The 18,177-nt window shown below is 46.5% G+C and carries 18 protein-coding genes and 1 rRNA gene; 5 read left to right on the top strand and 14 right to left on the bottom strand.

Annotated features, from left to right (window positions below; genetic code table 11):
• The 13 genes from HQ43_RS03680 to HQ43_RS03620 all read right to left on the bottom strand — a co-directional run.
• A 23S ribosomal RNA gene (locus HQ43_RS03680) occupies positions 1-278 on the bottom strand; the annotation flags it as partial.
• Positions 279-1,342: 1,064 nt separating this feature from the next.
• Entirely contained in the window at positions 1,343-1,999 is a 657-nt protein-coding gene (gene fsa, locus HQ43_RS03675) for a fructose-6-phosphate aldolase (RefSeq protein ID WP_036789778.1), read from the bottom strand.
• A 76-nt stretch (positions 2,000-2,075) separates the two neighbouring features.
• The gene (gene ispF, locus HQ43_RS03670) at positions 2,076-2,555 is read right to left on the bottom strand and encodes a 2-C-methyl-D-erythritol 2,4-cyclodiphosphate synthase (protein ID WP_036789872.1); all 480 of its coding nucleotides are present in this window, start codon (positions 2,553-2,555) and stop codon (positions 2,076-2,078) included.
• 40 nt (positions 2,556-2,595) lie between these two features.
• On the bottom strand, positions 2,596-3,774 hold the full coding sequence (porV, locus tag HQ43_RS03665) for a type IX secretion system outer membrane channel protein PorV (protein WP_036789777.1): 1,179 nt from the start codon (positions 3,772-3,774) through the stop codon (positions 2,596-2,598).
• Positions 3,775-3,792: 18 nt separating this feature from the next.
• Entirely contained in the window at positions 3,793-4,578 is a 786-nt protein-coding gene (locus tag HQ43_RS03660; RefSeq protein ID WP_036789774.1) for a formate/nitrite transporter family protein, read from the bottom strand.
• A 26-nt stretch (positions 4,579-4,604) separates the two neighbouring features.
• The gene (locus HQ43_RS03655) at positions 4,605-5,237 is read right to left on the bottom strand and encodes a hypothetical protein (protein WP_036789771.1); all 633 of its coding nucleotides are present in this window, start codon (positions 5,235-5,237) and stop codon (positions 4,605-4,607) included.
• Between the two features lie 48 nt (positions 5,238-5,285).
• Entirely contained in the window at positions 5,286-5,921 is a 636-nt protein-coding gene (locus HQ43_RS03650) for a redox-sensing transcriptional repressor Rex (protein WP_036789768.1), read from the bottom strand.
• 27 nt (positions 5,922-5,948) lie between these two features.
• On the bottom strand, positions 5,949-7,625 hold the full coding sequence (locus HQ43_RS03645) for a putative transporter (RefSeq protein WP_036789765.1): 1,677 nt from the start codon (positions 7,623-7,625) through the stop codon (positions 5,949-5,951).
• Between the two features lie 356 nt (positions 7,626-7,981).
• On the bottom strand, positions 7,982-8,476 hold the full coding sequence (gene rplI, locus HQ43_RS03640; protein WP_052079376.1) for a 50S ribosomal protein L9: 495 nt from the start codon (positions 8,474-8,476) through the stop codon (positions 7,982-7,984).
• A 49-nt stretch (positions 8,477-8,525) separates the two neighbouring features.
• On the bottom strand, positions 8,526-8,795 hold the full coding sequence (gene rpsR / locus HQ43_RS03635; protein WP_200878513.1) for a 30S ribosomal protein S18: 270 nt from the start codon (positions 8,793-8,795) through the stop codon (positions 8,526-8,528).
• Between the two features lies 1 nt (position 8,796).
• The gene (gene rpsF / locus HQ43_RS03630) at positions 8,797-9,183 is read right to left on the bottom strand and encodes a 30S ribosomal protein S6 (RefSeq protein ID WP_052079375.1); all 387 of its coding nucleotides are present in this window, start codon (positions 9,181-9,183) and stop codon (positions 8,797-8,799) included.
• A 120-nt stretch (positions 9,184-9,303) separates the two neighbouring features.
• Positions 9,304-9,777, bottom strand: coding sequence for a hypothetical protein (locus tag HQ43_RS03625; RefSeq protein ID WP_036789763.1), 474 nt, complete (start codon positions 9,775-9,777; stop codon positions 9,304-9,306).
• Positions 9,778-9,812: 35 nt separating this feature from the next.
• Entirely contained in the window at positions 9,813-11,852 is a 2,040-nt protein-coding gene (locus HQ43_RS03620) for a M3 family metallopeptidase (protein ID WP_036789863.1), read from the bottom strand.
• A gap of 41 nt (positions 11,853-11,893) precedes the next feature.
• Here HQ43_RS03620 and HQ43_RS09780 point away from each other — a divergent pair, with 41 nt between their 5' ends.
• Positions 11,894-12,658: a 3'-5' exonuclease gene (locus HQ43_RS09780; protein WP_036789745.1), complete on the top strand. Its 765-nt coding sequence runs from the start codon at positions 11,894-11,896 to the stop codon at positions 12,656-12,658.
• Positions 12,659-13,469: 811 nt separating this feature from the next.
• Here HQ43_RS09780 and HQ43_RS03605 read toward each other — a convergent pair.
• On the bottom strand, positions 13,470-14,033 hold the full coding sequence (locus HQ43_RS03605; RefSeq protein ID WP_036789735.1) for an FKBP-type peptidyl-prolyl cis-trans isomerase: 564 nt from the start codon (positions 14,031-14,033) through the stop codon (positions 13,470-13,472).
• Positions 14,034-14,244: 211 nt separating this feature from the next.
• Here HQ43_RS03605 and HQ43_RS03595 point away from each other — a divergent pair, with 211 nt between their 5' ends.
• The 4 genes from HQ43_RS03595 to HQ43_RS03580 all read left to right on the top strand — a co-directional run bounded on the left by HQ43_RS03595 (position 14,245) and on the right by HQ43_RS03580 (position 18,173).
• Positions 14,245-14,871 (top strand): PASTA domain-containing protein, encoded by a 627-nt coding sequence (locus HQ43_RS03595; RefSeq protein WP_052103052.1) that lies wholly within the window; start codon positions 14,245-14,247, stop codon positions 14,869-14,871.
• The gene (locus tag HQ43_RS03590; protein WP_036789732.1) at positions 14,871-15,929 is read left to right on the top strand and encodes an RluA family pseudouridine synthase; all 1,059 of its coding nucleotides are present in this window, start codon (positions 14,871-14,873) and stop codon (positions 15,927-15,929) included. Before HQ43_RS03595 ends, HQ43_RS03590 begins: the two co-directional genes overlap by 1 nt.
• 40 nt (positions 15,930-15,969) lie before the next feature.
• Positions 15,970-16,953, top strand: a complete 984-nt coding sequence (locus HQ43_RS03585; protein WP_036789731.1) for a D-alanine--D-alanine ligase — start codon at positions 15,970-15,972, stop codon at positions 16,951-16,953.
• 65 nt (positions 16,954-17,018) lie between these two features.
• Complete coding sequence (locus tag HQ43_RS03580) at positions 17,019-18,173, top strand: lysophospholipid acyltransferase family protein (RefSeq protein ID WP_036789729.1); 1,155 nt, start codon at positions 17,019-17,021, stop codon at positions 18,171-18,173.
• Positions 18,174-18,177 lie beyond the last annotated feature (4 nt).

The raw sequence follows: 18,177 nt of genomic DNA, 5'->3' as shown, positions 1-18,177 counted from the left end.
GTCCCGCGCTACTCAGGTCTCTCGTCACTCCAACTTCAAAGTTTCGTATAAGGGGCTGTCACCCGCTTTGGCGATCCTTTCCAGAATCTTCTACTACCTCTCCGTTGTAAAGCTTTATTCGAGATCCTACAACCCCGACACTGCCGAAACAGCATCGGTTTGGGCTCCTCCCCGTTCGCTCGCCACTACTGAGGGAATCACNGCTTTTCGCAGCTTATCACGTCCTTCGTCGCCTCTTAGAGCCAAGGCATCCACCGTCTGCCCTTCTTTTGCTTATATTTTTTTTGCTCTCGCATATCACACCGTTAACGGCATGATACGGTTATTGTAGTTTTATACCATCCCGTATTTCCATACAGGACAATGCTACTATATTCTTCTCTTCCGATATGTCTATGATCTCGTATTCCTCACAGGAGATCCGCTCTCCCGTTTCGTGGGTGCAAAGTTAGAAAGAGTTTTTCATTCTACCAAACTTTACTAACAAAAGATAGACAAACATATCAAACAGCACTCTCAAAACAGCACTTAATCCGCTTGTTATCAAGCCTGAAGAGAATCAAACATTTTATCGAAAACCGCTATTTCCTTTCCCCAACTGCTCTCCCCTATATATATAATTAATGTATCCCCCGCCTCGGTCGCATTTCATTCCGGTCGGGGAAGGCATTTTTATATATTCCATACCGATGCTCTCCCCGATTTTTACGGCTCTCTATTTTGATCGGAGGGGTCGTTTTCGGAGGGGTGCCGGATTTGTTAAATCAACCCGTTTTATTAACACAATTTTCGATACAGGTTCACCCAAAACGCTAAACGAGCATATTCTTCCGGCTTAACGTGTTTAATTTTTCAATGAACACGTTTACCGGATTCATTAAACACGTTTACCGGATTCGATTAACGTGTTTAGCCAAAATAATTAAAACACTACACATCAGTATTTTATGTATTTTCACCCTAAAATGCACCCGGAAAGCCGATTTTCTCTATTAGATTTTCTTCACAGAGCACCCTGTTAAAATTCACACCTATTAACGCGAAAAAGCCCCATCAAACGGACTAAGAAAATTTTTTCTCCGAAGATGAGATTTTGCCATATCGCTTTCATTCAAAAGATCTTATCTTAAAACGACTTGACAAATTCGCCTCCTCCAAGCCAAAAATCTCCCCTTCCCCCTCCGTTTTCCGCATGACGTTTTTATATAAAAAGACCGATGCGCTCCTCCAAAAGCACATCGGTCTTCTTCCTTGTTCCTAAAATAATTCTGCCGAACTAAACCAGCTNCTCCTCCAAAAGCACATCGGTCTTCTTCCTTGTTCCTAAAATAATTCTGCCGAACTAAACCAGCTGTTTCGAGTCTTGGATAAACTTTGCCAAGCCGGTATCGGTAAGAGGATGATTGAGCAACTTCAGAATAGAGTCCAAAGGCGATGTAATGACATCCGCACCGATCTTTGCACAAAGTGTTATATGCAGCGGAGAACGGATGGAAGCCGCCAAAATCTCAGTAGTGTATCCGTAGTTGTCAAAGATCACACGAATATCTTCTATAAGATTAAGCCCATCCTGACTAATATCGTCCAAGCGTCCCAAGAATGGAGATACATAGGTAGCTCCTGCTTTTGCCGCCAAAAGCGCTTGTGCCGGAGAGAATATAAGAGTGCAGTTGGTTCTGATACCTTTTTCTGTCAGCTCCTTGATCACTCTTAATCCATCCTTAATAATGGGAACTTTGATGACAATCTTTTCCGGACATATCGCAATAAGCTCTTCGGCTTCTGCCATCATCTCTTCGTATGTAGTAGAGAGAACTTCGGCGCTAACCTTGTCTTCCACTATGTCGCAGATAGCCTTGTAATGTTTCATGACAGCATCTTTTCCGGAGATTCCCTCTTTTGCCATCAGGGACGGATTGGTAGTAACCCCATCCAAAATACCAAGTTCGTGGGCTCTCTTGATCTCGTTCAGATTCGCTGTATCTACAAAAAACTTCATATATAAATGGATTGATATAATGTTCTGTTCAAAAGTAGTGAAAAAAGCGGAGAGCGACAATAGGCTCTTCCATACCTTAGTCCCTATATATAAGAGCCGTAGCCATGGCGGCAATACCCTCCTCGTTCCCTGTGGCATCGAGCCTTTCGTGAGTGGTTGCCTTGATCGAAATATCTTCTTGGGGGATATTCAGGACTCTTGATATATTGGCTTGCATCTCCGGGATATGAGGGTTCATCTTCGGAGCTTGAGCTATAATGGTGGAGTCTATATTGCCTATGGCGTATCCTTTCTCCTTGAGAAGGGCTGCGACCTCTCCGAGCAAAAAGAGACTGTCTGCCCCTTTGTACTTCGGGTCTGTATCGGGAAAATGATAGCCGATGTCCCTTAGGTTTGCCGCCCCCAAAAGCGCATCGGAGATGGCATGAAGGAGAACATCCGCATCGGAATGCCCTAAAAGTCCGATCGAATGAGGTATGCGAACTCCTCCGATGATAAGATCTCTATCCGGGACAAGCCTGTGAATGTCGTACCCGAATCCTACCCTTATGTTCACTCCCATAGTCTTATCTTTTTTGTTTCTGTGGATGAATGGATTAAAACGAGCCGGTAAGCGAAAGGCGAAGAGTGCCATTCTGAGGATTGCGTGCGCTTATGGCAGCAAAGTAGGCAAAGTCGAAACGGACGAACTTGTACTTTACGCCGACACCCATAGAGAATCCACTGTCCGATCCTTTCGAGGGATGCATATACTTGTAACCGAGACGAAGAAAAGCCAGATCGTTGTACCCTGCCTCGATACCCAGTGCCGGTGTGTACTCTCTAAGCTCTTCACCAAACCCTTCCGGAGCATCAGAGAATGAGGCAAATATGCCTTGAAGTGCGGTAGTGGAGTAATACTCGTCTATGAGATCCGTGGTTCCGTCCGAGTCTTTCCCAATAGGATAAGATGGCACAAGCAGTTTTTCCAACTCCAGATAAGATGCCAAGGAGATATTTTTGGCAAATCGGGTCTGATACCCGACCCCTACGCGCAACATGGTCGGCATGAAAAGAGACTTACTGCTCTCGCCTATCTTCAGCTTCGGACCGATATTCAGGAGAGATGCTCCGGCGGTCAGTTTGTGCTTCTTTTCGGCATCCAGATAGTCGGTGAAAAGTGCTCCCAAATCGAAAGTAAAGTTACCCACAGAGGGATAGTAGGAGAGATGCCCCGATGATCCTGCGGTATAGAAATATCTCAACCCCGTTCCAAAAGACCACTTATCGGAAAGAGCATAAGCGTAAGAGAGCTGTGCCGATGCTTCAAAAGGGCTGAAGGTATGTGTGATAGAGCCGGACTTCCCAAAGACATGCACATCGTCAATATTCATTCTACGGAGGGAAACGCCGAAAGTATGCTTCCGCTCCGCTCCCAAAAAGGAAGGACGGAAATATCCGGTCAGGTCTGCTATACCGATTCCATCCGTTATTGCACTCAGCCACGAGAGATAAGCGACAGAAACACCATAGGAGTTACCGGCACGAGAGAGCTTTGCGGGGTTGAAGTAAGCAGAGACGGCGTCCGCTTCCGTTGCGACACCAAGACCTCCTAATGCCGCACTGCGAGCATCCGTGACTATGGATAAGGAAGATGCGGCAGTAACAATGGGAGAGAGAGCCGGCAGATAAACATCCGACGATGAAGCGGTTTGGGCGGAGAGCTTATTGATGCTCAGGAATGAGACCAAAAAGATCAGCAGGAAAGGATTTACAAAGTAAGCTCGCTGTCTCATAACGTATGCTGTATAGTGTCAATATTTTTTCAAAAAAGAAGAGGTGTACCAAGTGCCAACCATAAGCCCTCCTCCCACGATATTACCAAGGGTTGCCGGCAGAAGGTTGCCCCAAAGGAAGTCTGAGAGAGAGACATCCGCACCCTCCATCATACCGAGAGGGATATAGAACATATTGGCTACACAGTGTTCGTAGCCCAGCGCCACGAATGTCATTACCGGCCACCAAAGTCCCCAAATCTTACCTATCGTGGTCGTAGCACTAAGCCCCATCCAGATGGCCAAACAGACCAGCCAGTTGGCACCAATCCCTTTCACGAAAACTTTCCAAAAGGGAGCGGAAGTTTTATACTCCGCTATTCCGATGATCGTACTGTGCCAAGGGTCTTGCGCAAAGAGTCCCACGAGATAGACCAAGAGGTACGCAAAGCAAACCGCACCTACAAGGTTCATGATGAAGACCAGTGTCCAGTTCCGAAGAAGCTTTTTCAGACCAAAGTCTTTATTCCAAAATCCCGGCATCAAAACAGCATTGTTGCTGGTGAAGAGCTCTGCTCCTGCAATGACGACAAGGATAATGCCCACGGGGAAAGTCATTCCCGACAGGAGCATTCGCAGTCCGGGATTTTCGGCAGTAAGTGCCGGCATTCCTCCAGAGACAAGAACGGAGAGCGTCCCTCCCATTGCGATGAAAGCTCCACCGAGAAAGCCCAACAGAAGTGTCTTTATGAGCGAATAGTTTGCTTTTGAAATGCCCAGATCTTTTGCAGCCATCACTATGGCATCGGGCGATAATATATTCATTGTTTAGCTAAGTTCTAATGTGTTCTTTATCGAAGAGACAGTCTGGTCAAAAGCTGTGCTTCTTCTTTTTGATTTGTGTCCTCCAATAAGAGGCAGAGGTTGTCTCCTATAGCTGCCGTGTCGAATGCCTGCCGGAGAGGGAGCAGGAAAATGTCTCCAATCTTAATGGTGTGATACCTGCTTAGACGGGCAAGAGTCTCTTCTGCTTTGGTCAAAAGCTCGACGGGGATATGAATCTCTTCTTGCGCTTCTCCTTTTTGATGGAAAACTTTCACCGCACCATTCTCCCTGATAAGTTCGGGGGAGAATCCTGTCTCGCCCCAAACCAAAGCACCATCGAAGCCGTAAGCAGAGAAGGTCGATACTCCTTGGGAAGAGAGTGTGTCGAGCAGTTCAGGCAATAGAAGAGAGTAACCAACGGTTATGGCAGAGTAGTAACGATGTATAAATCTGGGAGCGATGCTCTTGCCTATACGATTCATCTTCAATACCAGCACAGGCATTACGGCAACAGGCTCGCCCTCTTCAATGGGAGGGAAAACCGGCTTTCCGCTCTTTACATAAGCAGAATCGGGTAGGAGAACCACAGCATCATCCGAAAACTCAGACTGTGTTCTCTTACCCGAATACAAATGTCCCGAAAGACTGAATATCTTCATTTATTATCCGTTTCTACCTTGCCTTGTACACCGGCAGTCTGTACAGTGTCAACTCTTGAGTCTGTTGAACATCACTGCAAGATGTGCATACATGGAGGTATTTTGCACTACAATATCTTCAGGAACTTTTATCCGAAATGGGGTAAAGTTCCAAACGGCTCTGATACCTTTGCTCACTACAATATCCGTCACTTCTTGCGCTTTAGAGATCGGGACGGTAAGCACTCCGATAGAGCCGGGAGTTTCTTTCATCACCCGATCCAACTCGTCCAAATGATAAATAGGAGTGTCCGAAATGGTCGTTCCACAGATAGACGGATCGACATCAAAACCTGCGACAATCTCCATGCCGTACTGGCTCAGTCCTTTATCCGCCAAAAGAGCAGCACCTAAGTTGCCCACCCCGAACACGTAAGCCTTGTGAGTCTGAGTGAAACCCAGAAAAGACTCTAAGACAGAAACCATCTGATCCACCCCATAACCGACACGAGTCTTACCGGAAATATCCACGTAAGAGAGGTCTTTGGCTACCAAAGCCGGATCTATACCTATACACTTTGCTATGGCAGTAGAGGAAATACTTTTGAGTCCTTCTGCTTGCATCAGTTTTACATGAGCCAAATACCACGGCAATCTGCGCAGTGTTGGCTCCGGTACTTGAGTTTGTTTGTCTATTCGTCCCATCTGAAGTTTTATTCTACCTCTAATTTATCATATAAACAGCAAGATCATCAGCTGTGCGACCACTACTCGTAGAAACATTGTCAGCGGATAAACGGTTGCGTATGCAATGGCAGGGTCATCATTTGTGGCAGTTGCATTGGCATAAGCAAGCGCAGGAGGATCTGTGGTACTACCGGATATAAGTCCCATCAACTTTAGATAGTTCACCTTGAAGACTCCTCTCGCAATAGCTCCGACAACGAGTAGCGGTAAGACGGTTATGATAAAACCATATCCTATCCACTGCCAACCTCCTTGATTTACGATTGTATCTATAAACCCGTTACCGGCTCCGATACCAACGCAAGCCAAAAAGATGCTTATACCAATCTCTCGCATCAACAAAGTAGCACTGTGGGTGGTATAAGTAACCATCTTAAATCTGTATCCAAAGCTACTAATAAGTATGGAAATAACCAATGGACCGCCTGCCAATCCTAACTTAATAGGTTGAGGAATACCTGGAACAAGAATAGGAATAGAGCCGAGAATAATACCCAAAGCAATACCTATAAATATGAAGAACAAGTTGGGCTCGTGAAGATGCTTTACCTTATTCCCCATCATCTTTTCCACTTGAGCTATTGCAGGATCACTACCAACAATGGTAAGCTTATCCCCAACCTGAATATGCAAGTCCGGAGAAGCTACAAGGTCTATACCGGAACGTGTAAGTCGGGTAAGATTCACACCATAAAGTTTTCTCAACTGCAGATCAGCGATTTTCTTTCCGGACAGTCTGCCATTCGTTACCAGGATTTGGCGGCTCACAAACTCCGCATGAGCCGGAACCCACTGCTTTCTATCCATGACGATCTGCTCTCCTATGATGGTTGTGATGGCATCGACATCGTCTCTCTGTGCGATCACAAAGAGCTTATCTCCGGTATGCAGCTCGGTTTGTCCGTTTGCTACCTCTATCTTTCCGGTCTGACCGGAGAGATGACGCGAGACAACAAAATCTCTTCCCTCCAATGCTTTTACTATATCAATGATAGTACGACCATTCAGAGCCGGGTTTGTAACAAGTAAAGAGAGTGGAACAAGATTTTGAGTTTCTTCCTCCGCTCCCACTGTTCTGCTTTTCTTCTCATCTTCAAGATTGATTCTGAAAACGACCCTTATCAGAATAAGAGAAAGAATAATCCCGACAACACCTAAAGGATAAGCTACCGCATACCCCATGGCAATGGTAGGATCCGCAGCTCCGGTAACGTCGGAATAAGCTTGCTGAGCAGCTCCCAAACCAGGAGTATTGGTAATGGCACCGGACATGATCCCGACCATCGTAGGAACGGGAATCTTTGTCATGTAATGTATGGCAAGGGTTGTAATGGCACCCAAAAGGACAATCGAAGCCGCCAGCAGGTTGTAGGTAACTCCCCCTTTCTTAAAGTTGGAGAAGAAACTCGGTCCAACCGCCATACCTATCGAGTAAACAAAAAGAATGAGACCAAACTCTTTGAAAAAATGAAGGACTTCATGATTGACATGCCATCCTAACTCTCCAAAGAGTATTCCCACAAAAAGAATAAAAGTAACACCAAGACTGATCCCACCAATCTTGATCTTACCCAACTGGATGCCCAGTGCTATCGTCAGCGCTATAATAAGAACAGACTGTGCGACACTTTGCACCGTAAATAACTGAGTAAACCACTCCATAATTCAGACCTAAGTTTAGTTTGACTCTTTCAAGTATATAATGTTAATGTTGTAAGGTTCTTATTAGATTTACCGGCGGGACAAAGGTAACAATAATATACTAAAGTCAAAAGATGTCAAGGCTGCAACTAACGCGGTTTTTGTATCTCTTTCGGCTGTAATGTTTCTACCGGAACACCCTTAAACGGGAAGAGGGAAAAGCAGACACGGAAAGGGAGCATGCGGAGGGAATAAAAAGAGAGATCTCGCCCCTCTTATTCAGAGGACGAGATCTCTCACAAATTATTATTAACACCAAAAACTTCTACATAAAATTGTTTTGAAGATTGTGTTTCAGAGGATAGCCAAAGAGAATATTACTCTTGTGTAGCTGCAACCTCTTGTTCAGCAGCTTCTGCCACAGGCGCAGACTCAGATACCACTTCAAAAGGAATCTCCACACTAACTTCTTTGTGAAGAGCAATCTTAGCGATATAGCTACCAACTTCTTTGATATTACCCGGAACTGAAATCTTCTTACGATCTACGCTGTAACCTTTTTCTTCAAGTTTTTCAGCGATCATAATATTGTTTACAGATCCAAAGATTGTTCCTTGTGCACTTGTCTTAACCGTAATGGTTAGAGAAACACCGTCCAGCTTTTGAGCAAAATCCTCAGCGTCTTTCTTGATTTGAGCAAGCTTGTGCGCTCTTTGTCTAAGGTTTTCAGCTAGTACTTTCTTGGCAGACTCTGATGCTATCACAGCCATACCTCTAGGGATTAGAAAGTTGCGGCCATAACCATCCTTCACCGTAACGATATCGTCCTTGAAGCCAAGGTTCTGCACGTCTTCTTTCAAAATAACTTCCATATTCTGTCTCCTTTATATTAGTTGTTTCTTACTATTACTACAAAAACTCTTATTTCATAAGGTCTGTCACGTAAGGCAACAACGCGATATGACGAGCTCTCTTCACAGCTTGAGCCACACGACGTTGGAACTTGAGTGAGTTACCTGTGATACGACGAGGAATAATCTTTCCTTGTTCGTTAAGGAATTTCTTTAGGAACTCCGGATCTTTGTAGTCTACAAACTTAATACCGGCTTTCTTAAACCTGCAATACTTCTTCTTGTTAACGTCCACAGACAGTGGAGTAAGATAACGGATTTCTGATTGTGATGCCATAATATTAAGCTTCTGTTTGTTCTTCATTAGGGGTTACTACTTGAGCTTCTGTTGTGCTCTTGTTGCCTTTGAGTTTTCTTCTCTTTTCGGCATACTCTGCGAAGTGTTTGTCTTGGCGGAAAGTCAAGAAACGTATAACACGTTCGTCACGGCGGAATTGCAATTCCAATGTCTCAATAAAAGAAGGCTCTGCCTTAAACTCTACAAACTGATAAAAACCGGTAGATTTCTTAAGGATTGGGTAAGCCAACTTCTTTAGTCCCCAATTTTCGTGGTTTACAAGTTCTCCTCCGTTTGTTTTGATGAGGTCTGTAAACTTATCTACCGCTTCCTTCATCTGAACTTCAGACAAAACGGGAGTTAAAATGAAAACGGCTTCGTAATTGTTCATAAAACGTTTACTATAAATAAATTATACGTTAATATTTTTGTACCGGCAGGGCTATATCCTGCCACGCGAGGCACAAAGTTAGATAAAATAGCCGGAATAGACAAACCTCCCCGCCATTATTCAATTATCGCCAATGCGTTTCAGGGTAATGACAACCTCCTCATCCGGCATTGCAGAGCGGTCTCCCAATATACTTGCATCGGTCAGTTTGAGCACCAAATCCTCTTCTGTCGAAGAGATGATGTCAAACTTTGCCGAAGCCATCCCGGCACTTAGAGAGAAGACACCGTCCAAAATCTTCCAGTTGAGCGTCCACTCTTCCGGCATGATATTCATCTGTTTAAGCACCGGAAGGTCCGGGAAGATCTTGTTCAAGTCTATGTTGGCAATGTTTATCGTACCGTTTGCCTTCAGGTCTATGCTCGGACTGTCGGACACCTCAATGCTTTTTGTACCCAGTTTGAGTTCGGTTGCACTCCATTTGCCTGCCAGATTTTTCTGTGCTTCCTCATCTCCTTTCTGACAAGCGGTAAAACCCAGAAAGACAACCATGAGAAGCAGTAGGGTATTTACCCTTTGGATCGTTCTGTTCATGTTCCTAATTATATATGTATGATGTTATACTCACTCTATTGCTCCACGCCATCTCTTTTGAGCAGCGCATCTATCTTGGCATCCCGACCTCTAAACTCTCTGTAAAGAATATCCGGATCCCGAAGATCTCCCTGCTCCAAAATGTGATGTAGAAACTTTGAAGCCACCGTTCCGCTCCATAAACCCTCCTCCAAGAGGTAGTCGAACGCATCGGCATCCAGCACTTCCGCCCACTTGTAGCCATAATATCCGGCAGCATATCCCCCGCTGAAGATGTGGTTGAATGCCGTTGAGATTGCTACCTCAGAGGGTGTATCTATCAAAGTGGTAGCCTTGCAAGCCTCGGCTTCTGCCTCTGCCACCGTCGGGATAGCCTCTATGTCCGACAGCGTATGCCAGAACATATCGAGATACCCAAAGTTCAGCTGACGAAGCCCTGCATATCCGGAAAGGAAGTTTTGGGTAGACAGCAGCTTCTCCAAAAGCTCTTTCGGAAGCGGCTCGCCCGTTTCGTGATGATGCGCAAACGATGCCACATAATCCGGCTGACGCAGAAAATTCTCCATCCATTGCGAGGGCAACTCCACAAAATCCCGTACTACATTCGTTCCGCTTAAAGATCCATGCTTCACTCGGGTCAGTAGTCCGTGAAGAGCGTGTCCGAACTCATGCAGGAACGTATTCACCTCATCGTAGGTGAGCAGAGAGGGCTGAGTGGAAGTGGGAGGAGTAAAATTCATGACGATACTCACCACCGGCAGATGGGCAATACCCTCTGCATCCATCCAATGTTCCGAAAAGTTGGTCATCCATGCCCCGTTTTGCTTACCCGGATTGGGGAAGAAGTCCGTGTACAGAATACCCACGACCTCTTCGGTAGAAGTGCGTACCACTCGATATGCAGCCACATCCTCTCTGTAAACAGGAGCATCGGAGTCCGGACGAAACTCTATGCCGAAGAGTGTCGTAGCCAGTCCGAACACCGCCTTTATCACCTTATCCAATGAGAAATAGGGGCGAAGCTCTTCGGCATCGAACTTCAACATACGTTGGCGATACATTTCGGAAGCAAAAGCCCAGTCCCAGGGCTGAAGACGATCCTCTTTCCCGATAAAGCCTTCCGAGACAAAGAAGCGTCTCACCTCTTCCAGCTCTGCTTCCGCTTTCGGTTTATATGCCGCTTTGAGGCTGTCGAGCATTTTATAGACCCCTTCCGGAGAGTGTGCCATCTTCTTTCTCAGAGAGAGATGAGCGTAGGTCGGCTCTCCGAGTATCTGTGCCATTCTGAGTCGCAGTCGGGCTATCTCTCTCAGGAGATCTCCGTTGTAAGTCTCCGACTTTTCGGGATGATTGCCCAGCGTCTGCCTTTCCATATAAAATTTACGGCGCAGCTCCCTATCCTCGGCGTAGCTCATCACGGCAAGGAAAGAGGGTGCGGAGAGGTCGAAAACCCAGCCGTTCAGCCCTTTGCTCTTGGCTTTCTCGTGAGCTATGGCAAGTGCCGTGGCAGGGATACCCTTGAGATCCGCATCGCTCTCCGTATGAAAAATGAAAGCGTTCTGCTCTACCAGCACATGGTTGGCAAATGCAAGTGTATGGCTGCTAAGGGCAGACTTAATCTCTTCCAGCTCTCTCTTCTTCTCCTTTTCGAGGTATGCACCGCTGTCTCTGTACCCCTCGTAGGTGCGTTGAAGCAGTCTGCGGTCTGCTTCATCTTCGGGTTGGGGTTGCTTCTCATACACTGTTTTGATGAGCTGCGCCAGAACATCGTCATACTTCATGGCATTGCTCCATTCGGTCAAGAGGGGCACAAGACGCTCTGCCTCTGTCTGACGCTCATCGGTACTGTCCGTATGCAGGAGGTTAAAGAAGAGATTGCTTGCCTGTTCGAGTGCTTGTCCGCTCCGTTCGAGGGCAAGAATCACATTTTCAAACGTAGCATCCTTTTCCGCCACGCTCTTTATCTCCGCCACTTCTCTCTTATGTGCTTCTATCCCTTCCGTGATCTTCCGGCTGAGAGATGCCGTGGAAAGATCGGAAAAGTCGGGATAAATTATCGTTGATTCAGATTTCATATTTTCCATTATTATCCGGACAAAGTTACTATTTTTGGACGATGCTCTATCTAAAATACCTGATAACGGTGGTGATACCCATTTCCCTGGTCGCCACACTCCTCTACCGCCTGTACCTCTACGGTAAAAGGCGAAGAGCCTCCGCATCTTTCAAAAAGGGCAGTAGGCTCTATCCCGAACCGGGAACACCTTCTTCCGCTCTCTCTGCCCGAACGCTCGTCCGCTCTCTGCCCCAAAGCGACAACCCCGATAAGGCAGGAAAATACCTTATCATAGATGTGCAGACAACCGGACTATTCGATAAACAGCACCCCGATACGGATCCGCCCCTGCCTTTGGAAGCTACCCTGCTGTTGGCTGATAGTGAGCTTTCTCCCATCTGTTCGCACACCTCTCTGATCTACCAAGAGACCATTGGCTCTCCCGAAGCCGTAAGCGTGCACCGGCTTTCTGCGGAACGTGTCCGGCGATACGGCTTGCCCATAGACGCTCTTGCCCCTGTCCTGCTCCGGTATATGGAGCGGGCGGATATTCTTGTCGGGCACAATCTGCCGTTCGATCTGGCTGTACTCCGCCACGCACTGCCTCGGCACGAAGCTCTGCACACTCTCATGGAGCAGAAAGAGCAGCTCTGCACCATGGCTCTTGCCTTGGAGAAGCTGCCGGAAGAGGTTTCGCAAGGGCGTTTCTTCTCTCTAAAGCAGCTGTCCCGACTCTTTGGCGCAGAGTGGCACGACAAAGCAAATAGTGCGGTGTCCTATGCCAATGCTCTCTACACTCTCTTTGTCTTGAAAAAGTTGAGCTGAACACCCACTCTCCCAAGCTGAGATTTTTATATATTCCATCCCTTTCCGTCTGTGCCCAAATTGCGCTCTCTATTTTGATCGGAGAGATTGTTTTCAGAGCACGACCAAATTGTTAAATCCACCCCTTTTTATTAACACAAATTCCGATACTCATTAAGCCAAAACGCTAAACGAGCATATTTTGTCGGCTTAACGTGTTTAATTTTTCAATGAACACGTTTACCGATTTCACTTAACACGTTTACCGGATTCGATTAACGTGTTTAGATTTTTTGCTTATAACGCTGACAATTAAATGTTTGAGGTTTTTCATCCTCTTTTTGCCACTTTTTGACCAGAAAACGAGTTAGGATTTATTTACAGATGAGGGTGTTAAAATTTACACCTATTAACTCGAAAACAGCCCATCAAACGGACTAAGAAAAAATTTTTTCCAAATTCGGGCTGATTTTATAAGCAGCTATCAAACAACAAGATAAGAGAAAACAAGAGGCGCAATAGAGAAAAAAGCATCTAAAAAAGTGAAAAATCGGGGCAAAAAACCGGTTTTCATTTTTGTATAAAAATTTCACTCTGAACGGCATTCTTGTTCAAGCAAGGTACTGTCCCGGCATACATCGCCGGCTACTGTTTTTCCATTTTCAGGCAGGAGTAAAAAGAGCTTTGCCGAGACATTCGGAAAGGGAACGAAAGAAACATCCGGAGCGTGGAACAACTCCTCAAAATCGGGAATCCGGAAACAAAAAAAGCGTTCGGATCTCTGCTCCGAACGCTTCTGTATCATCTTTCTGTAAAAGGAGTATCCTTTTTCTTAGCAACAGCCACAACCTCCGCTGCTGCAGCCACCACTGCCACAGTCTCCACTGCTACAGCATCCGCCGTTTTGAGGGAAGAACATCTCGATCTCTTCCGTAGTGGCTTCGTGTACGTCTGTTATCTCTCCGATGAAGTGCAAATCTTTTCCGGCAAGAGGGTGGTTAAGATCCACTCTTACGTGTTCATCGGCAACTTCGACCACCGTACCTATCAACTGATGACCTTCAGCATCCATCAAAGGCACTTGCGCTCCTTCAAAAACCATCTCGCTATCGAACTCACCTTCTACCATGAATATCTCTTTAGGAAGATTGGTGATGTATTCGTCGGAATGCTCTCCGTAAGCATCTTTTGAAGAGAGTACGAAGTCGAACTTCTCTCCCGGCTCCAAACCAAGAAGGTGTTGCTCGAAAGCGGGCAACATCATGCCCAGTCCGTGAATGTACTGAAAAGGTACTTCGTTTGTAGTCTCTTCTACCAGCTCTTCCCCTTCTACGCCTTTGGTCTGAGCATAAAGCTTATATTGTGCTTCAACAAATAGATTTTTGTCTACTTTCATTTGGTGTTACTTTGATATTGAATTTGTTGTATTGGAAATATTTCCGGTGTCAAAGATACGCAGTTTTTTGCAATTATACCGAACATATACCGCTCTTCCTTTTTCTTTTTGTACTTTTGTATGAGGACTTTTAGAGGAGAAAGCTTATGCTGTATGCCGTAGGATAAAGGTCTCACCATGTTTACAACGCGAAGATTCTGAGATAAAGAAAATGAAATCCCTTACAAAGTTCGTCATCAATATCGGTCTGATGATTCTGCTTGCCATAGCAGGCATCTGGGTCATCATGGCTCTGCTGAAAGTGTACACCAATCACAACGACGCGGTAGTGGTTCCCGACATCAAAGGTATGACGATAGAGGAAGCACAGACCCTTTTGGCATCGCAAGACTTGATGCTGAACGTAACAGACTCAGTGTATAGCTCCACCCATCCGAGAGGGGTTATCTTGGAGTTTACACCCGGTGGAGGTGCCAAGATTAAAAGGCATCGCTCCGTCTATGCTACCATAAATACATTCCAGATAGCACAAAAACGCATCCCGAAGATCAGTGAAGTCTCCATGAGACAAGCCGAAGCTCTGCTCCGCAGTAGCGGTTTTACCAACATCTCCATCGCTTATGTGAGTGGGCCGTATAACGATCTTGCCCTGCGTGTAACAGATGCTTCGGGACGAGAACTCAAGGAAGGAACGCTGGTTGCATACAACAGCAAGCTCATCTTGGAGGTCTCTTCCAATAACATCAATTCGCTCTACAATGAGGATGCCATGCTTGCTCCGGAAGATTCTTTGGGGACAGGCGAAGATGAAGCACAAATAGACGAAGACTTTCTCTGATGCAGGACTTGGATTTAGACAACTCGCCTCTGTCGGATGAAGAAGATGAGGTCATAGAGCTATACGAACACTTCAGCGTCAAAGTGGATAAAGGGCAAGCCCCTTTGCGTATAGACAAATACCTCGTACACCGTATGCCGAACGTCTCACGGCATCGCATACAGCAGGCAGCCGATGCCGGTGCTATCTTTGTATTCGATCGTCCGGTCAAGAGCAACTATAAGGTGAAGCCTCTGGACGAGGTAAGTCTGCGTCTCGAAAGACCTCCTTATGAGTTTGAAATCATTCCGGAAAACATCCCACTGGAGATCGTGTATGAAGACTCCGAGCTGCTGGTGGTGAATAAACCTGCCGGGCTGGTGGTGCATCCGGGTCATGGCAACTATACAGGCACGCTCCTGAATGCGCTTGCCTACTATTTGAAGGATGATCCGAACTATGATCCGAATGATCCGAGAGTAGGTCTGGTGCATCGGATAGACAAGGACACGAGCGGACTGCTCGTGGTAGCAAAAACGGCTGAAGCCAAAACGCATCTCAGCAGACAGTTTTTCGACAAGACCACAACAAGGTCTTACCGCGCGTTGGTATGGGGACGCCCCGAACCCAAAGAGGGTACAATAAAAGGAAACATAGCAAGAGACACGAAAGACCGAATGCAGATGGCGGTCTATCCGTACGAGGGAGAGATAGGAAAGAGTGCCGTTACACACTACAAGACATTGGAGACGCTGGGCTACGTAACATGGATAGAGTGCAGGCTCGAAACGGGACGAACCCACCAGATACGTGCACACATGAAGCACTTGGGGCATCCGCTCTTTGCAGATGAGCGGTACGGCGGAGAGAAGATACTCAGAGGACAGTCCACGGCAAACTATAAAAAGTTTGTGAGCAACTGCATGGCTATATGTCCCCGACAGGTATTACACGCCGCAACTCTCGGATTTGGACATCCCGTTACAGGCGAACAGATGGAGTTTTCTGCCCCTCTACCCGATGACATCTCCATGTTGCTGGAGAAGTGGAGACGATATGCCAACGAGGGCATAGAGTAGTAAATAGCACGAGTAAACGAATATGAAGCAAGGAGCTGAAATGAATAAAATCAACATAGCCGTTATAGCCGGAGGAGATTCCGGTGAATATGGTGTCTCTCTAAAGAGTCAGGCAGGTATCTTATCCTTTTTAGACAAGGAGTTGTTCTCTGCCGTTCCGGTCATCATCACCTCTAAGAAATGGGTGGCAACGGATGAAAACGGCAAGGAGTACCCGATAGATAAAAACGACTTCTCCTACTATCCCAACGGAGAAAAGGCTCGGTTCGACTTTGCCTACATTACCATCCACGGCACTCCGGGCGAAAACGGACTTCTTCCGGGCTATTTCGAGATGCTTGGGATCCCTCATTCCACTTGCCCTGCTTTCGTTTCCGCTCTGACCTTTAACAAGTTCTTCTGCAACAGAAGCCTTTCCGCTCTCGGTTACAACGTTGCCAAAGCGATTCTTCTTCGCGAAGGAAACACCTACGATAAGCAGGAAATCGTCAAAGAACTTGGACTTCCGCTGTTCGTAAAGCCGAATGCCGGAGGCTCCAGCGTGGCTACAACCAAAGTAAAAAAGGCAGAAGAGCTCGAAAAAGCAGTGATGGATGCTACCGCAGAAGGAGGAGACGTGATCCTCGAACAGCTCCTGACCGGCACGGAAGTAACGTGTGGCTGCTACAAGGATAGTGATGGCATACATGTGCTTCCGGTAACCGAAGTGGTGAGTAAAAACGAGTTTTTCGACTTTGATGCGAAGTACAACGGACAGGTTGAAGAGATCACTCCGGCACGTATCCCGGCAGAACAGTTTGCTCTAATCCAAGACCTGACCGTTCGCATCTACTCTACTCTCAATGCAAAAGGCATCATACGGATAGATTACTTCATCTCTCCCGAAGGCACACCCTATCTGGTGGAAGTCAATACCACGCCCGGCATGACCCCCACAAGCTTTATTCCGCAACAGGTAGAAGCTGCAGGACTGTCCATGAAAGAGGTCTTGAAAGAGATCATCCTGTACAACCTGAACGCCTGAGTATATGCCTTGATAGAGCAGACACCATCGCACTGATCAACCAACACAAAATCGAGACTGAAAGTATGGAAACAACCAACATATCCAACGATCCTTATAAAGATATAAGACCGCTAAACGAAACAGAGATACCGGAAGCCTTTGCACAGCTATTGCAGGATGAGACGCTTCGTAACCTTATCCCTCTGATGCTACCGGGGCATACGGCAAAAGATTTGGAGGCGTTGCAACCGCGGATCCGAACCATTTACGACTTCAAGAAACACATCTCTCTTCCGGTCGTGATGCAGATCGCCAAGAAAAGTTGCTTCTCTCTCTCGGCTTCCGGCATGAGTAAAATAGAGGGAGATAAGGCTTACACCTTTATCACAAACCATAGAGACATTGTCTTGGATGCCTCTTTCCTCAGCGTCTTACTCTTTCAGAACGGCAAGCTGTTCCCTCAAATCGCGATAGGCGATAACCTTCTCATCAAGGAGTGGATAAGGCAGCTTGTAAGGATCAACAACTCTTTTATCGTCAAACGAGCGGTATCCGTCAGAGAGATGCTCGCCGAAAGCAAAAAGCTCTCTTCCTATATCCGCCACACCATTACCGAGACCGGCGAACCGGTATGGATAGCTCAAAGAGAAGGTAGAGCCAAAGACTCCAACGACCGGACGCAGACAGCCATGCTGAAAATGCTGACGATGAGTTCGGACAAAGATACCGACACCGCTCTCCGGGAGTTGAAAATCGTTCCCGTATCGCTCTCTTACGAGTACGACCCATGCGACTATCTCAAAGCGCAAGAGATGTTACAGAAAAAGATCAATCCGGATCACAAGAAGAGCCAAATGGATGATCTCAAAAACATGCAGCAGGGTATCGTCGGCAAGAAAGGGCGTGTACACCTTTCCGTATGCGATCCGATGGGCGACTTTAGTACCGGACTCCCGACGAAAGAAGCCCTTCAAGCCTGGGCGGAAGAGATAGACAAGCGGATACACAAAAGGTACAGACTCTATGAAATCAACTACATCGCCTATGATCTTCTCAACGGAACAAAGAAGTATCAAGGCAGTATGTACGGAGAAAAAGATCTGGAAGAGATAGACCGTTACTTCGCCGAACAGATTGCGAAGATAGAAATATCGGGAGGAGAAAAGGATGAAGCATTTCTCAGAGAACGCATTCTGGAGATGTACGCCAACCCTCTCATCAACAATCTCAATGCGTAAAGAA

Source organism: Porphyromonas canoris (genome assembly GCF_000769115.1).
Classification (GTDB): Bacteria; Bacteroidota; Bacteroidia; order Bacteroidales; family Porphyromonadaceae; genus Porphyromonas_A; species Porphyromonas_A canoris.
The sequence above is the reverse complement of the archived record's forward strand: the minus strand, read 5'-3'. Positions and strand labels throughout refer to the sequence as shown.

What these genes read in the sequence shown, in the direction of transcription:
- fsa (WP_036789778.1), bottom strand. Translation starts at nt 1,999, where the DNA reads ATGAAGTTTTTTGTAGATACAGCGAATCTGAACGAGATCAAGAGAGCC.
- porV (WP_036789777.1), bottom strand. Translation starts at nt 3,774, where the DNA reads ATGAGACAGCGAGCTTACTTTGTAAATCCTTTCCTGCTGATCTTTTTG.
- HQ43_RS03660 (WP_036789774.1), bottom strand. Translation starts at nt 4,578, where the DNA reads ATGAATATATTATCGCCCGATGCCATAGTGATGGCTGCAAAAGATCTG.
- HQ43_RS03655 (WP_036789771.1), bottom strand. Translation starts at nt 5,237, where the DNA reads ATGAAGATATTCAGTCTTTCGGGACATTTGTATTCGGGTAAGAGAACA.
- HQ43_RS03650 (WP_036789768.1), bottom strand. Translation starts at nt 5,921, where the DNA reads ATGGGACGAATAGACAAACAAACTCAAGTACCGGAGCCAACACTGCGC.
- HQ43_RS03645 (WP_036789765.1), bottom strand. Translation starts at nt 7,625, where the DNA reads ATGGAGTGGTTTACTCAGTTATTTACGGTGCAAAGTGTCGCACAGTCT.
- rplI (WP_052079376.1), bottom strand. Translation starts at nt 8,476, where the DNA reads ATGGAAGTTATTTTGAAAGAAGACGTGCAGAACCTTGGCTTCAAGGAC.
- rpsF (WP_052079375.1), bottom strand. Translation starts at nt 9,183, where the DNA reads ATGAACAATTACGAAGCCGTTTTCATTTTAACTCCCGTTTTGTCTGAA.
- HQ43_RS03625 (WP_036789763.1), bottom strand. Translation starts at nt 9,777, where the DNA reads ATGAACAGAACGATCCAAAGGGTAAATACCCTACTGCTTCTCATGGTT.
- HQ43_RS03620 (WP_036789863.1), bottom strand. Translation starts at nt 11,852, where the DNA reads ATGAAATCTGAATCAACGATAATTTATCCCGACTTTTCCGATCTTTCC.
- HQ43_RS09780 (WP_036789745.1), top strand. Translation starts at nt 11,894, where the DNA reads ATGCTCTATCTAAAATACCTGATAACGGTGGTGATACCCATTTCCCTG.
- HQ43_RS03605 (WP_036789735.1), bottom strand. Translation starts at nt 14,033, where the DNA reads ATGAAAGTAGACAAAAATCTATTTGTTGAAGCACAATATAAGCTTTAT.
- HQ43_RS03595 (WP_052103052.1), top strand. Translation starts at nt 14,245, where the DNA reads ATGAAATCCCTTACAAAGTTCGTCATCAATATCGGTCTGATGATTCTG.
- HQ43_RS03590 (WP_036789732.1), top strand. Translation starts at nt 14,871, where the DNA reads ATGCAGGACTTGGATTTAGACAACTCGCCTCTGTCGGATGAAGAAGAT.
- HQ43_RS03585 (WP_036789731.1), top strand. Translation starts at nt 15,970, where the DNA reads ATGAATAAAATCAACATAGCCGTTATAGCCGGAGGAGATTCCGGTGAA.
- HQ43_RS03580 (WP_036789729.1), top strand. Translation starts at nt 17,019, where the DNA reads ATGGAAACAACCAACATATCCAACGATCCTTATAAAGATATAAGACCG.